This is a genomic window from Acinetobacter sp. 70_2 (assembly GCF_056736115.1).
In genome coordinates, this window is the sequence record NZ_JBWZIP010000015.1 from 1972881 (window position 1) to 1993702 (window position 20822).

Annotated in this window: 24 protein-coding genes and 1 other RNA gene; 10 read left to right on the forward strand and 15 right to left on the reverse strand. The window is 38.3% G+C overall.

Annotated elements, in window-relative coordinates; translation table 11 throughout:
• Positions 1-125 precede the first annotated feature (125 nt).
• The 3 genes from dnaQ (at position 126) to nudC (ending at position 4025) form a co-directional block, all read left to right on the forward strand.
• The gene (gene dnaQ / locus AC1PJ9_RS18320; protein WP_311088029.1) at positions 126-1505 is read left to right on the forward strand and encodes a DNA polymerase III subunit epsilon; all 1380 of its coding nucleotides are present in this window, start codon (positions 126-128) and stop codon (positions 1503-1505) included.
• A gap of 133 nt (positions 1506-1638) precedes the next feature.
• Positions 1639-3282, forward strand: coding sequence for a chemotaxis protein (locus AC1PJ9_RS18325; protein ID WP_311088030.1), 1644 nt, complete (start codon positions 1639-1641; stop codon positions 3280-3282).
• Positions 3282-4025 carry an NAD(+) diphosphatase gene (nudC, locus tag AC1PJ9_RS18330; protein ID WP_311088031.1) on the forward strand — a complete coding sequence of 248 codons (744 nt, stop codon included), beginning with the start codon at positions 3282-3284 and terminating at the stop codon, positions 4023-4025. The genes AC1PJ9_RS18325 and nudC overlap by 1 nt, the downstream gene beginning before the upstream one ends.
• Positions 4026-4051: 26 nt before the next feature.
• Here nudC and AC1PJ9_RS18335 read toward each other — a convergent pair whose 3' ends face one another.
• The 3 genes from AC1PJ9_RS18335 to AC1PJ9_RS18345 form a co-directional block, all read right to left on the reverse strand.
• A complete protein-coding gene (locus AC1PJ9_RS18335; RefSeq protein ID WP_311088032.1) occupies positions 4052-4915 on the reverse strand; it encodes an alpha/beta hydrolase in 864 nt (287 codons plus the stop codon).
• A 3-nt stretch (positions 4916-4918) separates the two neighbouring features.
• Positions 4919-5629, reverse strand: a complete 711-nt coding sequence (locus tag AC1PJ9_RS18340; protein ID WP_311088033.1) for a BON domain-containing protein — start codon at positions 5627-5629, stop codon at positions 4919-4921.
• 78 nt (positions 5630-5707) lie between these two features.
• On the reverse strand, positions 5708-6109 hold the full coding sequence (locus AC1PJ9_RS18345; protein WP_311088034.1) for a YraN family protein: 402 nt from the start codon (positions 6107-6109) through the stop codon (positions 5708-5710).
• Positions 6110-6303: 194 nt separating this feature from the next.
• Here AC1PJ9_RS18345 and rsmI point away from each other — a divergent pair, with 194 nt between their 5' ends.
• Positions 6304-7140, forward strand: coding sequence for a 16S rRNA (cytidine(1402)-2'-O)-methyltransferase (gene rsmI, locus AC1PJ9_RS18350; protein ID WP_311088035.1), 837 nt, complete (start codon positions 6304-6306; stop codon positions 7138-7140).
• Positions 7141-7260: 120 nt separating this feature from the next.
• On the opposite strand, the gene AC1PJ9_RS18355 is transcribed toward rsmI, so the two are convergent.
• Positions 7261-8151: a LysR family transcriptional regulator ArgP gene (locus AC1PJ9_RS18355; RefSeq protein WP_311088036.1), complete on the reverse strand. Its 891-nt coding sequence runs from the start codon at positions 8149-8151 to the stop codon at positions 7261-7263.
• 109 nt (positions 8152-8260) lie between these two features.
• Here AC1PJ9_RS18355 and AC1PJ9_RS18360 point away from each other — a divergent pair, with 109 nt between their 5' ends.
• Positions 8261-8863: a LysE/ArgO family amino acid transporter gene (locus tag AC1PJ9_RS18360; protein WP_288420642.1), complete on the forward strand. Its 603-nt coding sequence runs from the start codon at positions 8261-8263 to the stop codon at positions 8861-8863.
• 60 nt (positions 8864-8923) lie between these two features.
• Here the strand turns inward: AC1PJ9_RS18360 and AC1PJ9_RS18365 are convergent, their stop codons facing one another.
• Complete coding sequence (locus AC1PJ9_RS18365) at positions 8924-9565, reverse strand: cation diffusion facilitator family transporter (RefSeq protein WP_311088037.1); 642 nt, start codon at positions 9563-9565, stop codon at positions 8924-8926.
• 65 nt (positions 9566-9630) lie between these two features.
• On the opposite strand from AC1PJ9_RS18365, the gene AC1PJ9_RS18370 reads away from it, so the two are divergent.
• Positions 9631-10032 (forward strand): MerR family transcriptional regulator, encoded by a 402-nt coding sequence (locus AC1PJ9_RS18370; protein WP_311088038.1) that lies wholly within the window; start codon positions 9631-9633, stop codon positions 10030-10032.
• A gap of 52 nt (positions 10033-10084) precedes the next feature.
• Here the strand turns inward: AC1PJ9_RS18370 and AC1PJ9_RS18375 are convergent, their stop codons facing one another.
• From AC1PJ9_RS18375 to AC1PJ9_RS18395, 5 genes are all read right to left on the reverse strand, one after another.
• On the reverse strand, positions 10085-10336 hold the full coding sequence (locus tag AC1PJ9_RS18375) for a hypothetical protein (protein WP_033852997.1): 252 nt from the start codon (positions 10334-10336) through the stop codon (positions 10085-10087).
• 209 nt (positions 10337-10545) lie between these two features.
• A complete protein-coding gene (locus AC1PJ9_RS18380) occupies positions 10546-11778 on the reverse strand; it encodes an FAD-dependent monooxygenase (protein WP_311088039.1) in 1233 nt (410 codons plus the stop codon).
• Complete coding sequence (gene ubiH / locus AC1PJ9_RS18385) at positions 11775-12983, reverse strand: 2-octaprenyl-6-methoxyphenyl hydroxylase (RefSeq protein WP_311088040.1); 1209 nt, start codon at positions 12981-12983, stop codon at positions 11775-11777. Before ubiH ends, AC1PJ9_RS18380 begins: the two co-directional genes overlap by 4 nt.
• A gap of 30 nt (positions 12984-13013) precedes the next feature.
• A complete protein-coding gene (gene pepP, locus AC1PJ9_RS18390) occupies positions 13014-14336 on the reverse strand; it encodes a Xaa-Pro aminopeptidase (protein ID WP_311088041.1) in 1323 nt (440 codons plus the stop codon).
• A 67-nt stretch (positions 14337-14403) separates the two neighbouring features.
• Positions 14404-15036, reverse strand: coding sequence for a UPF0149 family protein (locus tag AC1PJ9_RS18395; RefSeq protein WP_207693805.1), 633 nt, complete (start codon positions 15034-15036; stop codon positions 14404-14406).
• 64 nt (positions 15037-15100) lie between these two features.
• On the opposite strand from AC1PJ9_RS18395, the gene AC1PJ9_RS18400 reads away from it, so the two are divergent.
• The 3 genes from AC1PJ9_RS18400 (at position 15101) to ssrS (ending at position 16319) form a co-directional block, all read left to right on the forward strand.
• Positions 15101-15661, forward strand: coding sequence for a hypothetical protein (locus AC1PJ9_RS18400; protein WP_253860784.1), 561 nt, complete (start codon positions 15101-15103; stop codon positions 15659-15661).
• Positions 15658-15942, forward strand: a complete 285-nt coding sequence (locus tag AC1PJ9_RS18405; protein ID WP_288420635.1) for a cell division protein ZapA — start codon at positions 15658-15660, stop codon at positions 15940-15942. Before AC1PJ9_RS18400 ends, AC1PJ9_RS18405 begins: the two co-directional genes overlap by 4 nt.
• Before the next feature lie 192 nt (positions 15943-16134).
• Positions 16135-16319, forward strand: a non-coding RNA gene (gene ssrS / locus AC1PJ9_RS18410) — 6S RNA.
• Between the two features lie 133 nt (positions 16320-16452).
• Here ssrS and AC1PJ9_RS18415 read toward each other — a convergent pair.
• From AC1PJ9_RS18415 to AC1PJ9_RS18425, 3 genes are all read right to left on the reverse strand, one after another.
• Positions 16453-16773 (reverse strand): hypothetical protein, encoded by a 321-nt coding sequence (locus AC1PJ9_RS18415; protein WP_039250276.1) that lies wholly within the window; start codon positions 16771-16773, stop codon positions 16453-16455.
• Positions 16774-16847: 74 nt separating this feature from the next.
• Positions 16848-16961: a hypothetical protein gene (locus tag AC1PJ9_RS18420; protein WP_079393447.1), complete on the reverse strand. Its 114-nt coding sequence runs from the start codon at positions 16959-16961 to the stop codon at positions 16848-16850.
• Between the two features lie 108 nt (positions 16962-17069).
• Positions 17070-17411, reverse strand: a complete 342-nt coding sequence (locus tag AC1PJ9_RS18425; protein WP_311088042.1) for a hypothetical protein — start codon at positions 17409-17411, stop codon at positions 17070-17072.
• A 237-nt stretch (positions 17412-17648) separates the two neighbouring features.
• Between AC1PJ9_RS18425 and AC1PJ9_RS18430 the strand changes: the two genes are divergently transcribed.
• Entirely contained in the window at positions 17649-18233 is a 585-nt protein-coding gene (locus tag AC1PJ9_RS18430; RefSeq protein ID WP_311088043.1) for a 5-formyltetrahydrofolate cyclo-ligase, read from the forward strand.
• 116 nt (positions 18234-18349) lie between these two features.
• On the opposite strand, the gene tpgA is transcribed toward AC1PJ9_RS18430, so the two are convergent.
• Positions 18350-19132: a trimeric autotransporter adhesin/peptidogylcan-associated protein TpgA gene (gene tpgA, locus AC1PJ9_RS18435; RefSeq protein ID WP_004703029.1), complete on the reverse strand. Its 783-nt coding sequence runs from the start codon at positions 19130-19132 to the stop codon at positions 18350-18352.
• A gap of 56 nt (positions 19133-19188) precedes the next feature.
• Positions 19189-20822 (reverse strand): YadA-like family protein (locus AC1PJ9_RS18440; RefSeq protein WP_479762761.1); only part of this gene is annotated, 1634 nt, incomplete at its 5' end.

Here is a 20822-nt window from a genome sequence, read left to right on the forward strand (position 1 = left end):
ATGTCATTTGCATGGAAATGTTACAAGAAATTAAAAAAAGCTTGCTTTGTAACGATGGAACCGAACTTTTTGCGTATACAATACACCATATTCAGTTCTTTTTCTTTCAGTTTAGGTTTCGATTTATGTCTCAAACAATCACACTGTATGTTGATGGTGCATGTCGTGGCAATCCCGGTTTAGGCGGTTGGGGTGCATATGTCATTACAGAACAGGGTGAACATAAATTATTTGGCGGCGAACCCGACACAACCAATAACCGTATGGAGCTTATGGCTGCTATTGAGGGCGTTTCTTTTTGCCCTCCTGATGCACAATTAATTATCTGGACCGACTCAAATTATGTAAAGCAAGGCATTACAGAGTGGATTCATGGCTGGAAAAAGAAAAATTGGAAAGATGTTAAAAATCCTGACCTATGGCAAAAACTTGATGCTGTTTGCGCAGGTAGAAATATTGAGTGGAATTGGATTAAAGGCCATGCAGGACATCCTGGCAATGAAATGGCAGACCAACTTGCAAATTTAGGTGCAGATAAGACTGCTCAAGAACTCAAACAACCCCAGTCTGTCGCTGCACCGCAAGATATAAAAAAGCCTGAACAGGACTGGTTACTAGATGACCCTTTCGGATTTGATCTGGTTGAAACAACCGATGATGAAGATATCGCTCTTGAACCATCACAAGAAGTTGAGATGATTACTGTAGATGAGCAAGTAAATGAAGTTGAAGCTGTAGAGCAAGAAACTAAGCAGCAAACTAGCAACATTCATCCGCAGATTGTAGTGACAGAAGCAAAGCTTAAATTGCAAGGCCCTCGTCAGCTCATTCTCGATACAGAAACGACTGGTTTCTATTTCCAAGATGGTGACCGCATTATTGAAGTCGGCGCAATCGAAATGATTAACCGTAAGCTTACGGGTAGTTCGATTCACATTTATATTAACCCTGAAAAACCAGTGGGCGATTCAGAAAACATTCACGGTATCAGTGATGATTTCTTAAAAGATAAACCGCTCTATGCAGACATTGCTGATACTTTGTTTGAGTATCTAAAAGGCGCAGAAATTATCGCTCATAACGCAACCTTCGATATGAACTTCCTCGATATGGAGTTTAGACGTGTTGGGTTACCTGCTCTTTCAGAAGTTTGTGAAGTTACCGATACCTTAGCTTTAGCCAAAAATAAGCATCCTGGACAGAAAAACTCACTTGATGCCTTAGTCCGTCGTTATGAAATTCCAGCTCGTGACCGTACTTTCCACGGCGCATTACTCGATGCTGAAATTCTTTCTGATGTTTACTTGGCTATGACAGGTGGTCAAGTTTCCTTTGATATGGATGCTTTATCGCAAAGTGAAATTGACCAGCAAAAAACGACAAAAGCTAGAGTCCAAATTGATTTACCCGTTATTTACCCTTCAGATGAAGAGTTGAACATACATGAGACTTGGGTCAAAGAATTTGAGAAAAAACATGGAGAACCTTGCCTTTTTGCAAAATAAATTTTTGATTCTCTAGTGTTTTTTTAGTTTCCCCTTTTGCAAGTTAAGTTATATTAGTCGTATAGATTTTTAGCTCAAACTATTGAGCCATGACGAATATAACAATTGATTTTTTTTGCAAAGGGGAATTTTTATGTCTGAGCATAATTCGATTCAATTTGATCCAACAGCGTTGCTTATTATCAAGAATGAAATTGATAACTCAATAAAACTGGTAGAAGGTGCTGTAAGTACATTAATTGAAGAACAAGCTCTCCCTTTTGGTATTGATGATGCGTTAGAACAATTTAAACAATGCACTCAAGTATTACGCCTTATTGATATCCCTTATTTGGCAAAAATCACTCAATATTCAACCGAGTTGATGCAAAAAATTATGGCTAAGCCAGAACACATCAACACCGATGAGGTTGTTGCTCTAAGTGAAGGCACGACCATGGTGAAACGCTATATTGAATTTATTTGTTTACGTGAAGTTGAAGTACCCCAGTTTCTTTTGGACACTCTAAACAATTTAGAAAAAGCCTTAAATAAACCATTAACATCATCTGGTCAGCAGATCGCTTCAAACCTTACAACAACTTCACTTGAGTTACTGTTACCCGAAGTACTCATTAATGAGAAAACTCAGTTTATCCATCAGCTTTATAAATTATCTTTGCATCAATTTCTAAATAAAACTGAAACCGCTCGAGACTTTCAGGCATTCAAACTCATTGGTAGTTATTTAGTCAGCATGGCTCATGGTCAACCAAGCCAACAATATTGGCAATTGGTTAGCTCTGCCTTTAATCACATTGATGAACTTGTTTTAAATGATGCTCGCTTACGTGTATTCATTAATCTTGAGAGCGCTATAGGTCTATTTTTAGCATCGCCAGAAAGCTTTGAGGCAAACTTAACTGCTCTAGCAGATATTATTAGTATTGTGATTGGACAAGAAGACCAGCTTGCGCAGCAAATTCGTGGGCAGTTAAACATTGGTCGTGAGTTCCTTACCGACACTCAACTTAAAGCACTGAGCCAACATTTGTATGGTCCTGACTTTGATACCATGCAAACGGTAAGTCAATTAATCTTAGACGAAATGAACAAAGTTCGTAATGATATTGAATATAACTACCAGAATATGTCGCCAGAAAAAGCTCAACAGTTACAAAGCAGTCTTATGCAGCTTGCTCATACCTTTAACTTACTCAACTTAAATGAAGCAGCAGCCGAGCTTTCTCATCAAGCAAGCAGTTTAAGTCAAATCAATATATTGAGTAATGAAAACTACGCTCAGCAGCTCATGAAGAGCATTTTATCTGCTATGAACGCGATTGGTATTCTGGTACGTCATTATTCATCTAACCGTCTACAAATTCGTGTGAACAACACTAATATTTCTTTAGATCGTTTAGATGAAGCACATGAAACATTATTAAATGAGACAAAAAATTTAATCGATTTTGTATGTCAAAGTTTGACTCTATATGCCAACGATCAAACCCAAAATATTGAAGCAATTGCAGGCTCATTGAAAGAATTGGCTGGTGCGGCTGAATTTTTAGGAAGTACGGTCCAACAAAATGCTCTGCTTGAAACTGCTAAATTTGTACAGCAACAAATCGACCAGAACCAAGCTTTTAGTCATGATCAGATTCACTGTATTTTTAACGTATTAGCTGGACTAGATATGTTAGTTGACAATTTAAAAAATAAACAGCCTGTTCTACAATCCATGTTTGATGTAGCATTGCTAAGTAGTCAACAACTTCAAAAAAAGGCAGCTTAATGTCTGAATTATCACTTGCTTATATTTTTCATCACCAACAATTATTGGTCGACCAAAACTTTCAATTACCCAAAGTCGAAAAGTTAGCAAGTGATCTGCTTTTCACTCATGATGAACAGGTCATTGCACGTGACCTGCTGAGTGAAGAAGCTATACCGGAAGGTCTGCAACTCGTTCCAATTCGTCAACTTATTTCCAACTGGTCAAAAGAGCAATTTTTACAGGCGAGTCGTGCTGTACAGTTGCTCGAATGGCGACGTAACCACAAGTTTTGCAGCCACTGTGGACATTCCACCGAAGTACACTCAAGTGAATATGCGATGGTATGTCCTGCTTGTGGTTATCATCAGTACCCTCGCGTCAACCCGTGCATTATTACCATCATTACTAAAGGTGATGATGAAATCTTGCTGGCAAAATCTATTCACAATAAAACCAACATGTATGGTTTGATTGCAGGTTTTGTAGAAGTTGGGGAAACTCTTGAAGAGGCTGTTCAACGCGAAGCTTTAGAAGAAGTGGGCCTTAAACTTAAAAATATTCAATATATGTCAAGCCAGCCTTGGCCGTTTCCAAGTAATCTTATGATTGCATTTAAAGCTGAATATGAGTCGGGCGAGATTTCTTTGCAGGAAGATGAAATTGCCGATGCACAATTCTTTAAATTTGATCAGCTTCCTGAAATTCCATTTAAAGGTAGTATTGCACACGCAATGATTACGCAGATTACTCAAGCAAAGTAATCTGCGCTTTCTCAAACTCAATAGTTTTAGAATACTTCATCAAGAAAATGCAAAATGGTTCGTTTTGTTCTGAAGTAGTGACTTACAAAACTCGATAGACTGGCCAAAATCGTGATATGGCCAGTTTTAGGGATGATAGCAATATGGCTATGATTCCCCTTCTCCCTAAGAGCTTGATCCATATCCAAAGTATTATGTTGCTTTACGAGCTGATCATTTTCAGCCATGAGTAGATAATGCTTAATATTATTTTGATTTACAAAATAATAAGGCATCACCTCTTTATAAGAGATGCCTTGGTCAAAAGCATCTTCAGCAAGCGGATCACCCTTATAATCAAAATGATACGGACCAGCTAAACCAACTATTGCCTTAATTTTCCCTAAACATTCAATTTTAGTGGAATCAGGGTGATAAACAGCAGACATTACATTAAATGCACCTGCCGAATGCCCCATAAGCACAATATTCTCGGTCGAGATTTCTAATTTTTCCTGATTTTGATGCAAATAATTTAACGCTTGTGTTAAATCATCTACATAACTTGGAAAAATATTTTTGGGTGCAAGCTGATAGTTAATGACAGCAACGTCATAACCTTCTTTTGTAAAAGCTTCACCAACAAATAAATAGTCTCGTTTATTACCGTGTTGCCAAGCACCACCATGTACAAAAACAATGAGTGGTCGATGTGCTAAGCGCTTAGTAGAACGATAAATATCTAGACGATGGCGAGGTTTTAAGCCATAACGCACATTTAAAACCTGCTCAAAACCATCTTTTGGTGTAAAACGATTTAAAGCAAAGCTCCCCAAATCATACAGGCGGAACTCTGTATAAAGAGTTCTCGCCTGCTCAATTTTGCTTTGTAATTGTTCAATTAAGTTCATATTTTATTGTGCAGTAGATGATGCTGGATCTGCTTGGTCCGGATCAATTGCAACAGGAGTTTGAACTGTTGGTTGAGCAAGAACATTATTAATTACTGGCGTAGTCGTTGCGTTGCCAGTCGATGCTGCCGGAGCAGGTGCTAAATCAATATTATCAATGAGTGTCACAATTTTGGTCACGTTACCAACATTTTGAAGCACATTATTTAAGTCATTAATTTCAGCTGTATTTAAACGTCCCATCGCATATAAAACACCATCTTCGGTATGGACGAGCACTTTACTGTCCGATACAACTGGCGCTTTCATTAATAGAGCACGTGTATTTGCAGTTACACCAGCATCTTGCATGATCGTGTTATAGCTTACTTTGTTACCTACCGTAATATAGTTATGTACGGCTTTCACATCGCTCATCGCTTTAACATTGTCTTCTGCTAGCTGTTTCAAGTATGGGTCTGGCACCTGACCAGTTAACAATACTGTGCTATGAAAGCTTTCGATGTTAATACGTGATTGTTTAAAACGCTGATCAAGCTTATAGAGGTTAATATTCGCTGTACGTTTAATTGAAGAATCAATGAATACCTGACCTAAGCTACGTACACCACTATCTGTTCCAACTGGAGCTGTACCTGTTCCACCAGAAATAAAACTTGCGCAACCTGACAAACTTGCGACACAAAGCGCTGTTACAGCAATACGTTTCAACACTCCACCAGACTCCTATCAATCTCTTCTTGGCTTGATCATAAACATCGGTTTTAATTTGCTCAAAAGAGTAATGAACTCTTAATCCAAAGTAAATGCATTTTCGATCCATTGCAGATCATAATGGAATTTCGAAAAGTCTTGCTGTACTGTTTTTGCAATTTTCTGTGGAAAATCAAAACAAATCACATCAAAACGACAATAAAAATCCTGATAAGATGGGTAGCGCTGTAAAAACCTCATCGCCGTTTTAATTATTTTTTTCTGTTTGCTCACAGTGACCATTTCATAAGCTTGACCATAATTTCCCTGCCCTCGCGCTTTTACCTCAACAAAAATCAATTCGTTACCACGTTTTACAATCAGATCAACCTCGCCACGTCGTGAATGATAATTACTGGCGACCCATTCATAATTTTGTTCTTTTAAAAGTTTTAAAGCTGTTTGTTCAGCCCATTGGCCCAACTGCTGTGCAACTAACATGATTTTTTTGTTTCCCCTTTTTTAAATGTAAATGCTGTTCATGCTGGTTCTATGCTTTTTTATTTTTTGAATTGAGCAAATCAAAAGCAGATACTTCGAAAAATAAAAAGCCCACTGACTTTGTTCACGCCAAAAACATAATTTCGGGTACACTAACCGATTAAAATTGTTTATCTGTACGGAGTAAAAACCAAATGAGTGCTCAGTTATTTGTTGTAGCCACCCCTATCGGGCACTTAGATGATATGACTTTCCGTGCAATTGATATCTTAAAATCAGTTTCTGTTGTTGCTGCCGAAGATACACGCCAGTCGGCTCAATTATTTAAGCACTATAATATATCTACTCCACTTACAGCATGCCATGACCACAACGAAAGCAATAAAATTGAACAGTTAGTTCAAAAGTTACTTGCTGGTGAAAATATTGCTTTGATTAGCGATGCAGGCACACCACTTATTAGTGACCCTGGTTTCAAACTGGTTCGAGCTGCACAAGAACAAGGTATTCGAGTTGTACCTGTACCGGGTGCTTGTGCTGCAATTGCTGCGTTAAGTGCTGTGGGCTTACCAAGTGATCGTTTTAGTTTTGAAGGCTTTTTACCATCAAAAGCTTCTCAACGTATTACGCAACTTGAAAAGCTTAAAAATGAAACTCAGACCTTAATTTTTTATGAAGCACCTCACCGTATTTTAGAATGCGTAAAAAATATGGCTGAAGTATTTGGTGAAAACCGCCCTGTGGGTTTCGCACGTGAAATTACCAAAACTTTTGAAACCATCAAAAAAATGACTTTAAAAGATTTGGTTAGTTTTATTGAAAATGACCATAACCAAGAAAAAGGTGAAATTGTTCTTGTGGTTGGTGGTGCACCGGAAAAAACCGATCTGGAACAAGAAAAACTAGATGAACTTTTAAAGCGCTTACTTCAAGACTTATCTGTTAAAGCAGCATCTCAACTGGCTGCCGATTTAACAGGTATTAAGAAAAAAGTTGCTTATCAACGTGCGCTTGAGCTGACACAATCTTAATTTTTTAACAACACGGTGATGATTAACACTCTATGTCATCACCGTGCATGAATTTTGCAAAATAATATTAAAGTTAAAAATCAATACGTTTCAAACTTTTATCATCGTAAGCTCTTAACCTTATCGCAGTATTTGTTTTGCTGATTGAACAATCGTTTCGGTCAGTACATCAAGTTGTTTCGACTGTCTTTTCCAGTGGTGCCAATACAAAGGAACATCAAGTTGAGCCTCAGGCATAATATCAATAAGTGTTCCATTTTCGAGTAATGATTGAACTTGAAGCTCTGGCACCATTCCGTAACCTAAACCCAGCTGAATTGCTTTAACGAAAGCATCTGTGGCAGGAATAAAACTATAAGGATAACTCTGCATCGGTAAACCATATCCTTTTAATAAAACTTCCGAATGCATTAAATCTTTATGATTAAAAATAACGGCGGGAGTTTTTCTTAAAGTTTCTCGGTTAATTCCACCACTAAACCACTGGTTTACAAATTCGGCCGATGCCAGCATTTTATAGCGCATTTTACCGAGAGGCTGAGCTAAGCAACCCGCCATCACCTGCTCTTCTGCTGTAATACATGCATTGACCTGCCCTGTTTCTAGCAAAGTATGCGTGTGTGATTGATCATCAATTTTTAGCTCTAGCACTATTTTTTCTTTAAATAACGTTTGCTGAATAGTGGGTAAAAGCCAAGTCGCTAATGAGTCAGCATTTGAAGCCAACGCAATTTTATAAAATTCCGATTCAGATGACTTCCCCATTAAGCCCTGTAATAGATTTTGCTCCATTAGCCTTGTATGACGTAAATGCTGGAGCAAGGTTTGCCCAGCTTGTGTGAGTACACAAGGGCGGCCGCGTATTATTAAAATCTGACCTAAATATTTTTCTAGCGCTTGTACACGTAGTGATACGGCAGAGGGAGTTATACATAAATGCTCTCCTGCTGCATCGAAACTCCCAACTTCTGCAACAGCCAGAAAAGCTTCACATTGCTTACTATCTAACATATACAAAACCTAAATTATTTTTAGCCAAACCTAAATATTCTTAATTTTACTTATTTCTTAATAAAAAGTCAGATAATTCCCACATCTGTTTTTTTTCTGCTTAATGGTTATGCTTTCTCTGAGTGTGTTTTTTAAAGGTTTAGGTATTGGTAGCGGCCTAATTGTAGCAATTGGTGCCCAAAACGCTTTTGTTCTAAAGCAAGGACTTAAACAGCAATATGTATTTTGGTTATGTTTAATCTGTGCCCTATCTGATTCGATTTTAATCGCCTGTGGTGTATTAGGTTTTGCCGAAATTATGACAGCATCGCCCATCTTAATCACAGTTGCTAAATATTTAGGGGCAACGTTTTTATTGGTCTACGGTGCAAAAGCATTTTATGCTGCGTTTAAAACCAATCAAGGCATGGAGCTTGATGGCAGTCAAAAACAGACTCTAACCCAAGCACTTATAACCTGTCTGGCCTTTACTTGGCTAAATCCACACGTCTATTTAGACACCATTGTACTAATGGGTTCGGTTGCAACTCAGCTAGAAGATAAAATTAGTTTTGCCTTGGGCAGCATTCTTGCTTCTTGGATTTTCTTTTTCAGTTTGGGTTATGGTGCAAGATTATTAAAACCACTATTTACCAATCCAAAAGCTTGGAAAATTTTAGATTTTCTTATTGGTTGTGTTATGTGGAGTATTGCAATTTCACTTCTCATCTAATGCATTCAAACACTAAAAAGTACCATGATTACATGGTACTTTTTATTTATGCAATCAAAATTAAGCTTCTGAACCCAACATCACTTTTGACTGTTTTCTTTCCTGTAATGATTGCTTAATCACAGCATAGCCCGAAGATACACCTAAATATGCAATCACAAAGGCCACCAATAAATCCGGAAATACAGTGCCTGTTCCAAACACGCCTACAGCAGCAAAAATAACAGCAATGTTGGCAATAGAGTCATTTCGACTACACAGCCACACAGAACGCATATTGGCATCCCCATCTCTAAATGCATAAAGCATTAAAGCAACGGAAACGTTAGCAATTAAGGCGATTACCCCAATTGTGCCCATGACCATCGGTTCAGGTGAAACGCCATGAAAAAATGACCATACTACTTTTGCAATGACGAAAAAACCAAAAGCTGCCATGGTTAATCCTTTAACCAGTGCTGCGGTTGCGCGCCAATAAAGACTCATCGAAAGTACAACTAAAGACAAAGCATAATTTGCAGCATCTCCGGCAAAATCTAGTGCATCCGCCCATAGTGAAACAGATTGGGCTTTATAACCACCTACTATTTCAACGACAAACATGAGTGCATTAATTACAAGAGCAATCCATAACGCTTTTCTAAAGCGCGGGCTTACTTTCTTTGTAGGAGAACATGTTGAAGCACATCCACATCCAGCCATTTTATTTCCTCAAAAACTCTTTTATAGTGATTAAAAACCCTTGAGTAGCTCCAGAGTCAAGTCTTATGAGTCTTTCTATTGGCCAATTATCAAAAAAAGCGGATGTCCCAATCGATACTATTCGTTATTACGAAAAAGTAGGTGTGCTGGACCGTATTCAGCGTTCAGAAAATAATTATCGTGTTTACACAGATCAAACACTCGCGCACCTATTATTTATTAAGCATTGCCGCGAATTAGATATTTCTCTCAACGACATTAAAACGCTAAAAGAAATGAAAGCTCAGCCTAAACAGGCCTGCACAGAAATTGATAATTTGGTGAATAAATATTTGATTGAAGTATCGGAAAAAATTGAACGACTTTTGCTTTTAAAAGAAACACTCATCGATTTAAAACAACACTGCTCGACCGACCGTACAGTAGACGAATGCGGCATTTTAAAAGAACTGCAAAACAACCTTTAACTCAACCTAAAAGCCAATAAAAAAGCATCACTCATGTGATGCTTTTTTAGTATTAAAGGTCGCTATGTTCATCTGGCGGAACTTCAGTAATTCTCCCGCCGCGAGCTAAAAACGCAGCAATTTCATCTTCCAATGCTTGGCGCTGTTTTTGTTTCGCAGTTACGGTAAGCGTTTCTGCTTCAGCAAGATCAGCATCAGTTAAGTTGCCTGCTTCTTCATCAGCCGCGCCACTCTCAGCCGCTTTGGCTTCATCTTCATCTACAGCAGAATCTTCTGCATCTTCATAATCATTGATATCTGTCATATTTACACTCCCCACAATGATTTGTATTGCATCATCGCTATGGTCTTTGAGACCTCAGAAATTTAGCAATCTCTTTGCATTTAGCAAAGAGCCAAATTGGTCAAATCCGTATCTTTTCTGACCGATTTGGTAATGATATATAAATGATTGTTTAAAAAATATCTACTGATATTTATTTAGACCAGTAGAGCATAAACTTCGTAATTATTTTAACGACTATACTGGGTGTTTTGTAAAGCCCCTAAACCGTTCGCTTGTTGCATAAAACGCTCTTTTAAGAACGAAATTTGTTCAACCTGCTTGAGTCCCGCATTTCTGGCCCAAATAAATGGGAATAGCTCAGAGCTTTCTAACCAACCAATTGCCGACATACTATGCATCATCGCATCGTTTTGTCCTTTACGGCGGTGCTCATAACGCATTAAGGTTTGTTCATGCGCCCATACGCCACGGCCTAAATCATGAAGTAGTGCATCACAAAGTACCGCTGCATCTAAACAACCAATATTCACCCCTTGCCCAGCAAGCGGATGAATCACATGAGCTGCATCGCCAATTAGGGCTAGGCCATCTTTAACGTATTGTTTTGCGGCACGCGCTTTCAATGGAAATTGTGCTCTTGAACGAACATCTAACACTTCACCCAACATATGTTGGCTTGCACGGGTTAGAAGTTGCATAAACTCAGCATCACTTAAAGCTGAATATTCATCGGCATAATCATCTGGTAGTGTCCAGACAATGGACTGCCAGTAGCCGTTTTCACTTTCTTCAAGACTCGCCATTGGCAAATATGCTAAAGGCCCTGTAGGTAAGAAGATTTGACGAGCAACATAGTGATGAGGTTTAGAAGTCTTTATTGCACAGCTAATGGCTGCTTGCTTGTAATCTAGTACGTCAAGGTCAATAAAAGCTTGCTCACGTACAAATGAATTTGCACCATCTGCACCAATAAGCAGTTTAGTTTTAAGTGTAGATCCATCAGCCAGTTGTATATGCCAGCACCCAACACCTTGCTCAATACGGGTAACACGAACTTGAGTACGATAATCGGTTAACTGCTCAAGCATTTTTTGTTGAATGGCAACATTCAATACGCTCGGCTCAACCATAGAACCCAAGGCTTGTTCAGGCATTGGTCTTTGTACAGATTCATGACCAAAATTAATTTCACCATAGCCATTTAGGTTCCACACTTGCATGCCGGTATAAGGCATTTGACGTGCTAAATCATCCCAAACATTGACTGTTTTCAGTAAATGAATGGTCGCTTGGCTAAGTGCTAAAACACGTGGGTTCATCACACTTAATGTTTTTTCAACATCAAGTACAGGAGCAGCATCAAGCACCGTAGGCTGTACACCACCTTGTGCAAGTAATAAAGCAGTTAAGCCACCAACTAGTCCACCACCCACAATAACGACATCTAACACTTCGCTCATGCTTTTAGCCCCATTGCATAGTTCGCTACCAGTGGCTTAACACCCGGAATGACATCAAATGCAATTAATCCCGTATTACGAATTAATTTTAATAACGGGTTTTGGTTACTAAAACCACGAACGACAGTATCGCAGAACTTAATTACTCGCTGTTGGTCAGATAAACGAGCTTGTTCATAGGCAAGTAAATTATCTGGGTTACCAATGTCATCAGATGTGCTTAACTGGTTTACCAAATAACGTAGCAACACATCTGCATCACGTAGGCATAAATTAAAACCTTGCCCTGCAACAGGATGAATGGTGTGTGCTGCATTACCCATTAAAATAACGCGTCCAACCGCTTGTTTATGCGCAAGCACTTGTGAAAGCGGATAGCTAAAGCGTTTACCTGTTTTTTCAAATTTACCCGCTCTGTCACCATAGGTTTTTTGCAAAGCATCTAAAAAGTGTTGGTCGTTTTCTTCACCTAACCATTCATCTTCGGTGCCCTTTTTAACAGGCCATACCACTGAGCGACGGTATTCACCCGGTAAAGGCAACAACGCCAAAGGCCCTAAAGCACTAAAACGCTCAAACCCTACATGCTCATGTGGCTTTGAAGTTTGAACAGTCGTAACGATCGCAACTTGATCATAGTCGTGGACATCAACACCCACACCAATTGCTTGACGACAGAAAGAATCACGCCCATCTGCTGCAATTAATAATTTTGACTCAAGCTTTAAGACTTCATCACCACGCTGAGCTTCGATATGTACCTGTTCAGCATCTTGAGTTAAAGCAGTGACTTGTACGCCATCAATTAGCTCAATCAAAGGTTGTTGGCGTACTTGAGTTAATAAAACACGACCGAGCCACGCATTCTCAATGACTTGTCCAAAGCTTTCGACTTTTTCTTGTTCTGCAACTAAACGTGCTTTACCAAAACTGCCTTGCTCAGTAATGTGAACCTGCAAAATTGGGGTAGCATGTTGTTGTAATGCATCCCATAACCCTAGCTTCTGATAAATCTGTACGCTACGACGTGATAAAGCCGTATTACGTGCATCGAAACTAGAATGGTAAGGGGCAACATTCTGATCATCATAGTTTGGGTATTTCACAGCTTCTAATAGCTTGACTGCGATATTAGCCTTCGCCAGCATGAGGGAAAGGCTCAAACCCACCATACCCCCACCTACAATAATCACTTGTTGTTGCATCGAGTTTGCTCCTTTGGCGAATACGTTTAATTATGCTTTAGCTTGCGCCATTAAATGTTCAATGTCTGCAATATCTTTAACTACATCGGCAGTTAAAACTCGTGAGCCTTTTGACGTTGCGACCACATCATCTTCAATACGAATACCAATACCACGCCATTTTTCATCTACTGTTTCATCGTCTGGCGCAATATATAAACCTGGTTCAACAGTAACGACCATGCCCTCTTCATATTGTCGCCACTCGTCATCCTTTTTATAAGAACCGACATCATGTACATCCATACCCAACCAGTGGCCTGTACCATGCATATAAAATTGACGATATGCTTCATTTTCAATCAGTTCACTCACATTACCTTTGAGCAAACCTAACTCAACTAAGCCCTCAGTTAAAATTTTGACCGCAACCTCATGAGGCTCACGGTACGAATTACCAATACGTACTGCATCAATCGCCGCATATTGAGAGGCCAGTACCACTTCATACAATGCTTTTTGTTCTGGACTAAATTTTCCGTTTACAGGGAAAGTACGGGTAATGTCCGATGCATAAAATTCATATTCACATGCAGCATCAATTAAAACCAAATCACCGTCCTTAAGAGGCTGGTTATTTTCAACATAGTGCAAAATACAAGCATTGGCACCGCCACCAACAATACTGTTGTAAGAAGGCACACAGCCGTTTTGCCCAAATACATAATTAAGCTCGGCTTCAAGTGCATATTCCATCATGCCGGGGCGAACAGTTTGCATTGCACGAGTATGTGCCTTAGCACTAATTGTTGAAGCAATTTGCATTAGCTCAATTTCTTGCGGTGACTTGATTAAACGCATTTCATCAACAATGCGATCAAGTTGAACTAACTGAGCTGGAGCAGCTTCATGACGGTGCTCTGCATTTGCTTTTTTAATCCATTGGCTTACTCTGGCGTCAAATGCAGCATTGTGTCCGATTCGATAATAAAGACGTTCTTTATTTAATAATTTTTCAATAATTTCTTCATCAAGCAGATCAATCGCATAGGCTTCATCTGCCTCATATTCTTCAATTGCGCCATCAATTCCAGCACGGTAACCATTCCAGATTTCCATCTCACGATTACGTTCACGACAAAATAGACTATAGCTATAGTCTGTAACATCATCAAAAGTTTCTATGACAGCAACTGCCTCAGGCTCTGCAAAACCAGTCAAATAGAAAAAACTACTATCGGCACGGAATTTATAATCCGCATCACGATTACGGTACATTTCCTCACGCGTTGCAATAATCGCAATGCTGTTTGGACCCATTTTTTCTGCTAGACGATTTCTGCGATGTTGAAAATCAGCTTGAGGCAATTTCATAATGATCTACTTGATTTAGAATTTTAAAGTCAAAAAATTAAACACAGCCAATAACACATCGCCTCAATTAACTTGGGCGATGTGGTGTAAACATTTCTACAATATTTTGATCTGCGGTGCCTACAGTAGAAGTTTTACTTTTTGCATAAAAGTTTTTCAATAATGAACTTTCAGCAACTGTTACTTTCTTTCTACCAATAGATAAGCTCACTGGAATAAGACGTACAAATTCATACAATTCTTCGTAACTGCTTTCGCCTTCTTCGTCATTATCAGAATCTTCAAACTCTACTGCTGCTACATCTTGTAGATGTTCAATTAATTCGCGCTCATCAGCACGTACATGACCCGATGCCAAACCAAAACCAAGTACAACGCCAGCACACCAGTCTGATAATGCTTGTACACGGTCTTGAAGCGTATGCTCATCATCTGGAAGCATTGGTAAATAGTCCAATTCATCTTCCGACAATGCATGCGCTACATCTTCGGTTTCATCAGTTAAAAGCGCTAAAGCTTCTTCATTTAAATCAGGAACATTAAGTGTTGTTAAAATTTGTGTCCATTCTTCACGCGTTGGTGCTTCTGTCACACAAACAATACCTGTTAGTAAACCATGTAACTCACTAGGGCTTGAAATTTCTTCAATTCCTTCAAAATGAGCGTTCCATTCTGTCCAGCCTGAAATATCGTCTTGCATTCGTTTATCCAATCTCTATACTTCGTATATATTACCTTTGATTGCAATTCTGTGCGACCTCGTTATGTTAGAACAATTACAGCGGCTACAAGCGCATATTGGCGTTTTAAAAACACGCTTACATCATCTAGAGAGTGAAAATTCTGCTCTCTCGGAAGCTAAACAACTAGCTGAAACAGAGCATCACGCACAAGTTGTGCAAAAAAATAGCATCATCACTAAAAAACAAGAGGAAATTGAGACATTAACTGAGCAACTCACTCAGTTACAAGGTCAATTTCAACAATTGAATCAAGATGCTAACACACTTGCAGAGCGTTACAGCCGCCTAGAAAAAAGTACGACCGATTTAAAAAATCGTTTTCAAGAAATTTTGGCTGAGCGTAATGAGTTACGCGTCACTAAAGAAAAACTTCAGTCACACCAACGTCAAACTCAACAAGAGTTACATGATTTGCAGCAAGACCGTGACCGTTTGTTACAAAAAAATGAACTTGCCAAAGCAAAAGTTGAAGCAATTATTCAACGTTTAGCAATTTTAGGTACAGCTCAAGATCAAAATGCGCAAGAAATTCAGCAACTTGCTCACCCAAATGCTGAAGCTGGTGAGGAGACACAATCATGAGTGAACAAGTCATGGTAGAGCTTCGTCTGATTGAGCAAACATTTAGGCTTGCAACGACATCAGATAAAAAAGATGAGCTTGAACGTGCAGCTGAACTTCTTAATGAGAAATTCAACGATATGCGCCGTAGTGCCCCTCGCGTTGAGCATAATAAACTTGTCATTATGGTTGCTCTACAGCTTACCCAAGAAGTGTTAAGCCTTAATAAATCTTTGCAAGAATATACGCATTGTGAACGCCTATTACAGGCTATTTTGGAAGATGTTGAACAAACAGTTTAATTAACTTCTGATAATAAAAATGCCTTGCTCTATTCATTGATAGTGCAAGGCATTTTTGTATTGAGGGTCTCTTATGTACCTCATGATTGTTATATATACTTTTAGTGTACAAAGCTTCATCAAATGAAGACTAACTTTACAGTTCAATAAACTCAGACGATTGCCAACTGAATAAGATCGGTTATACTTAAGCTATCTCTGGGATGTTCGCCAGCGGGTCTATTCCCCTGCCGATACTTAAACTTATGGATTGCGTTCTGTATATTTAGAGTGTATGCCTACCTTAGAGTAGGAAACCCAGCAAGTGTACGTCGCGTCCACCTTGAACTCATCGGGTTCAGGGTAACGACACATGCAGCGGCATCTTCGGAGTATTTATTTTCTAGAAAATAAGTATAAATATAATTTTTATTTCAAATTAAAGTCTTTATACAGACCTGTCAGTCTAGTACTCAATTTCATTTTTATTTATTAGTTAAACTTAAAAATTAGTGAATTATCATTTATTAATTATTGTGCATTTCTTTTCAAACATTCTTGATACCACCCTGTTTGAAAATCTTCGATAGCTTTCCGTTTAAAAAAACTCGTTTTGAATACTTTTGCAGCATAAGCTGAGTTAATTAAGTCTTGATAAAACTGCTTTGCTTTTTGATCTGTAAGACTATCAGCAATTTGTTGCAATTCCTGCGCTGGTACTTTTTTCTGTCGAGCTTCCATTACGTTGTAAGCAACTTTTTTCACGATATTACAAATATCTGGATCATCTGTATTCTCATTAGCATAGCAACCCGTTGCAATAAAACTTATTAATAATATTTTAAATTTCATATCCCTACCTTGTATTAATTATTCAACTTCCATTTAAGATAACCAATAGATAAAAACGATTTTTCTTTAAATGTTCATGCAGGATTGATGACATAAAAGTAAATCATCATGACCCCTAACAAGATAGAAGCAAGTATTAAATAGGTACCAATCGTATTAAAACTCTGCAAAAATTTTATGATTTGCATTTCAAGTCCAATGAAAAATTTAAATAATGAACATCAATAAATTTAGCATATCTAAATAATGCCAATCAATTCACAATTATTAATTTTTACGTGACACTATATAATTTTTTAATTATCGCATTTTATTCCTAAACTTCCTTTATAGTAATCCGTTGCACTTTTCAAATCTGAAAGTAGTTTCTCTTCAGTATAGGGCTTTGGTGAAATTTTGATTAAGGCGGGCATGTACTGTTTTTTGTACAGATCAGGATAGTCGTGACATAAAATTTTCACCTTAACTTCCTGCGGTGTTTTAGGATTATCCAATTGGTCTAAATACTCACCAATTTTTCGGTCAGATTCTTCAAATTGAGCTTTATAGTCAACTTGAGGAGCTTCTGAGTCTGCCTGTTTGGTACAGGCACTCAGTAAAACAGTACACATCATCATCGTTAAAATTTTTAACTTCATAGCCTTCACGGTTTCATATTCATCTTTAAATATACTTATCCTGATTACATGTAAATAAATACTGTAGATACGTAAAAAAGCTAAAAAACTTATATAGATGCCTTTTTTTAGAAAAAAGTAATTCTTATGTTATCGATTAAGCTATATTGTTTTTTATAGTACTTAAATTTCGGTACAACTATAGAAAAATAGGTATAATTTTGGACGACTGATTTCAAATCTTTATTAGATTTATACATGAGCGAACTAAGTTTTATTAGAAAAAATTTAAGATCTAAAAGACGTTCTTTAACCCAATTTGAGCAAAAACGGGCTCAACTTAACATTTTACATTACCTAAATAGACTTCCTATTTTTCACTCTTCAAAAAAAATTGGCTTATATCTACATGCTTTCGGTGAAATTCATACCGACCTTCTTATCAAATTATGTTTTAAAAAGAATAAACAAGTCTATTTACCAATGATCTGCTCAATGAATCAACGTTTAGTATGGGTAAAAATCAATAAAAACCAATATTTAAGTCGTCGTTTTTCTCATCATCCCTTAGGTATGAAGGAGCCTATGGCAATGCGAGGAAAACATATCTCAGAGCTTGATTTACTGCTTATGCCTCTTTTAGCCTGTGATCACTACGGGACACGTATTGGTATGGGAGGTGGTTATTATGATCGTACATTGGCAAGTGCTAAGCATAAACCTTACCGTTTAGGATTGGCCCATCAATTTCAATTTATTGAACACACTTTAGAACGTCAAAGCTGGGATCAACCCTTAGATGGCTTACTCACACCACAGCACTTTTATTATTTTAAAAGATGATTTTTATATAAAATTTATAAAGCTTAATAACTTTAAATATATCCTTTTACTTTGTTAGTCCCTTAAAACGGAAAAGTAACCATCCTAGGGATGATTACTTTTTCGTGACAGGCTGTTTACCAACTTATATTAACACGTCTATTCGGCGCTAAGCATTGAATAAGTTGAGAATTGTGACCACCTGAACATTGCTGATATAAATCAGTCTGGCTATTCGCTTGTATTTGAATACGGTTTGGGTCTATCCCTTGTTTTACAAGTAATTTGGCAACTGTATTCGCTCGTTTAGATGATAACTCTTGGTTATAACTAAATTTACCTAATGGATCTGCGAATCCAGAAACAATAATAGGTGTTGTTGATGGGGTTTGCTTAATCTGATCGACAACGTTGTCTATATTGTTTAGACCTTGCTGTATTGCACTAGCATCAGATCGATCAAAAGCAAATAAAACACTCGCTGTACGTCCATTAACCGCAGTACTACTTGCAGGAGGCTGATTATTTTCGCCCCAAGCCATCAATCCTTCACATGCTTCACCTTTCCAAGATAAACGTTCAGCCAAATGTTTTTTATTAAAATCAATGCGTAACTGACAACGTTGGTATTGGTTACTATTTGGTATACGTATATCTAATACATAATTCCAGACTTTTACTGCAAAAAGTCCTTCACTAAATTGTGGATTGCCGAGTAAAGCTCGAATTTGATCCTTATTTAGACCTAAGTCTAGACGGGCAACATCATCATATTCATAACGTTTTACTTGCTTAAGATAGCTATCTGATACTTTAGGAAACGTGACATTTTTTTGAGATACTGCTTCTTCTTGTGCATAACTAACCATTGCCAGGCCAGAAAGAACAGCAATAAATAACGCTTTAACTGTATTTTTCATATTTTTACTCTCGAAATGGAGAATGAGGAAGGCCTTGCCTTCCTCGCCTAGCGAAATTAGTCAATTACACCACTAATACCGATACGAACACTTGGATCACCTTGAGAAGCTGCAGCTACACCACCAGTCAGTGACCAACGTCCATTATCAGCAGTTTTACGTAAGGTCACACCGACAGCATTTTCACCACCATGATAAGCAGCCCCAACAGCATAGGTGTATTTACCCGCAACAAATGGCGCATTTTCTAAAGCCATCGCAGCAGCAATACCAGCATTCGCTCTTTTCTCAACATCATCAATACGTTGGTTTGTTGCATAGAATGCTTGTTCAAGCTTATTACTTACATTATCAATTTTGGTATTTAATGTTTGGTCAGCTTGATTCAATGCACCTATCGCATCACCAACATTGTTGTAAGATTTATCACCTACGTTATATGTTGGATTTGAGAAGCTTTGGGTAATATTGTCATAACCTGCTCCACCACCTAAGTAGTTTACAAGTGCCTGATTTGTGGTATTAAGTTGAGACCCATTTACTGCATCTTTTGAAGTCGCCGTAACGGCTCCCGCTTTAACACCAGTTACCGTACGGTCACCTGCTGTTCCAGCAACATTAACCTGAGTACCACCAGTATCTTTACCAACAGTAATCGCTGCATCTTTATCAGCTTGCTGAACTAAACCTGATTTACCATTGTTAATATTGCTGATGTCAGTCTGGAGATTCGAAATATCCCCCGTATTCTTATTGACCTGTTGTTGAACAGTCCATAACTGACCTCCATTAACAGCATCTTTAGAACCTTCTGCTATAGTACCGTTTGCTACATTTTTAATGGTTGTACCATTAGTACCACCAGCTAAAGTAATAGAGTCTTTGTTAACTGATCCATCACTATTTTTATCGTATTGCACAGCACTATTAGCAAGAGCACCAACGTTATTGTTTATGCTACTTATTGCGCTATCTAGTTGTCCTTTGTTTACGGCATCTGTAGAAGAAACACCTGCAGCTACATTACTTATCGTTTTATTACCAGCATTAATTCCAGAAGTAGTAATACTCGGACCGCCAGCAATAATTAAGCCTGTTGATCCTAACTGAACATTATCACCAACTTTTACGCCAGTCGTATCGATAACCGTATTACCAGTCGTGACACTATCAACCTTCAAGTTTTTGTTCAGCGCGACCTTGATATTGCCTTCGTTGTCCGTCTCACTAGTTTGAGCAACTGTTAAGTTATCATCACCAGTAAAGTTCACTTTACCATTTGGCTTGATGTTTTTAGCAGTAGCCGCATCACCATTGGCTGAAACTGTCCAGCCTGCATTTGCTGCATTACCTGCATCAGTGACTGCTTTATCAAGTGCTGTTAAAGCGTCACCGACATTATTTGCACTCGTACCTGCAACATTATAAGTCGGGCTAGAAATTGAACCATCTGTATTAGCTTTAGCACCACCACCAAAGATACTTGCAGTTGTATTTGTAACCTGTGTTACACGATTATCTACATGATCAAGCTGGCCTTTGTTCACTGCATCGGTGGCATTTGTGCCTGCTGCTACGTTACTGATTGTGTTGCCTGCAGCATCAATACCAGTCTTGGTCACACTTGGTCCACCAGTGATGGTTAAACCATTCGTATCCAGCTTGCTGTCCCCTGCCGTTACACTGTCAA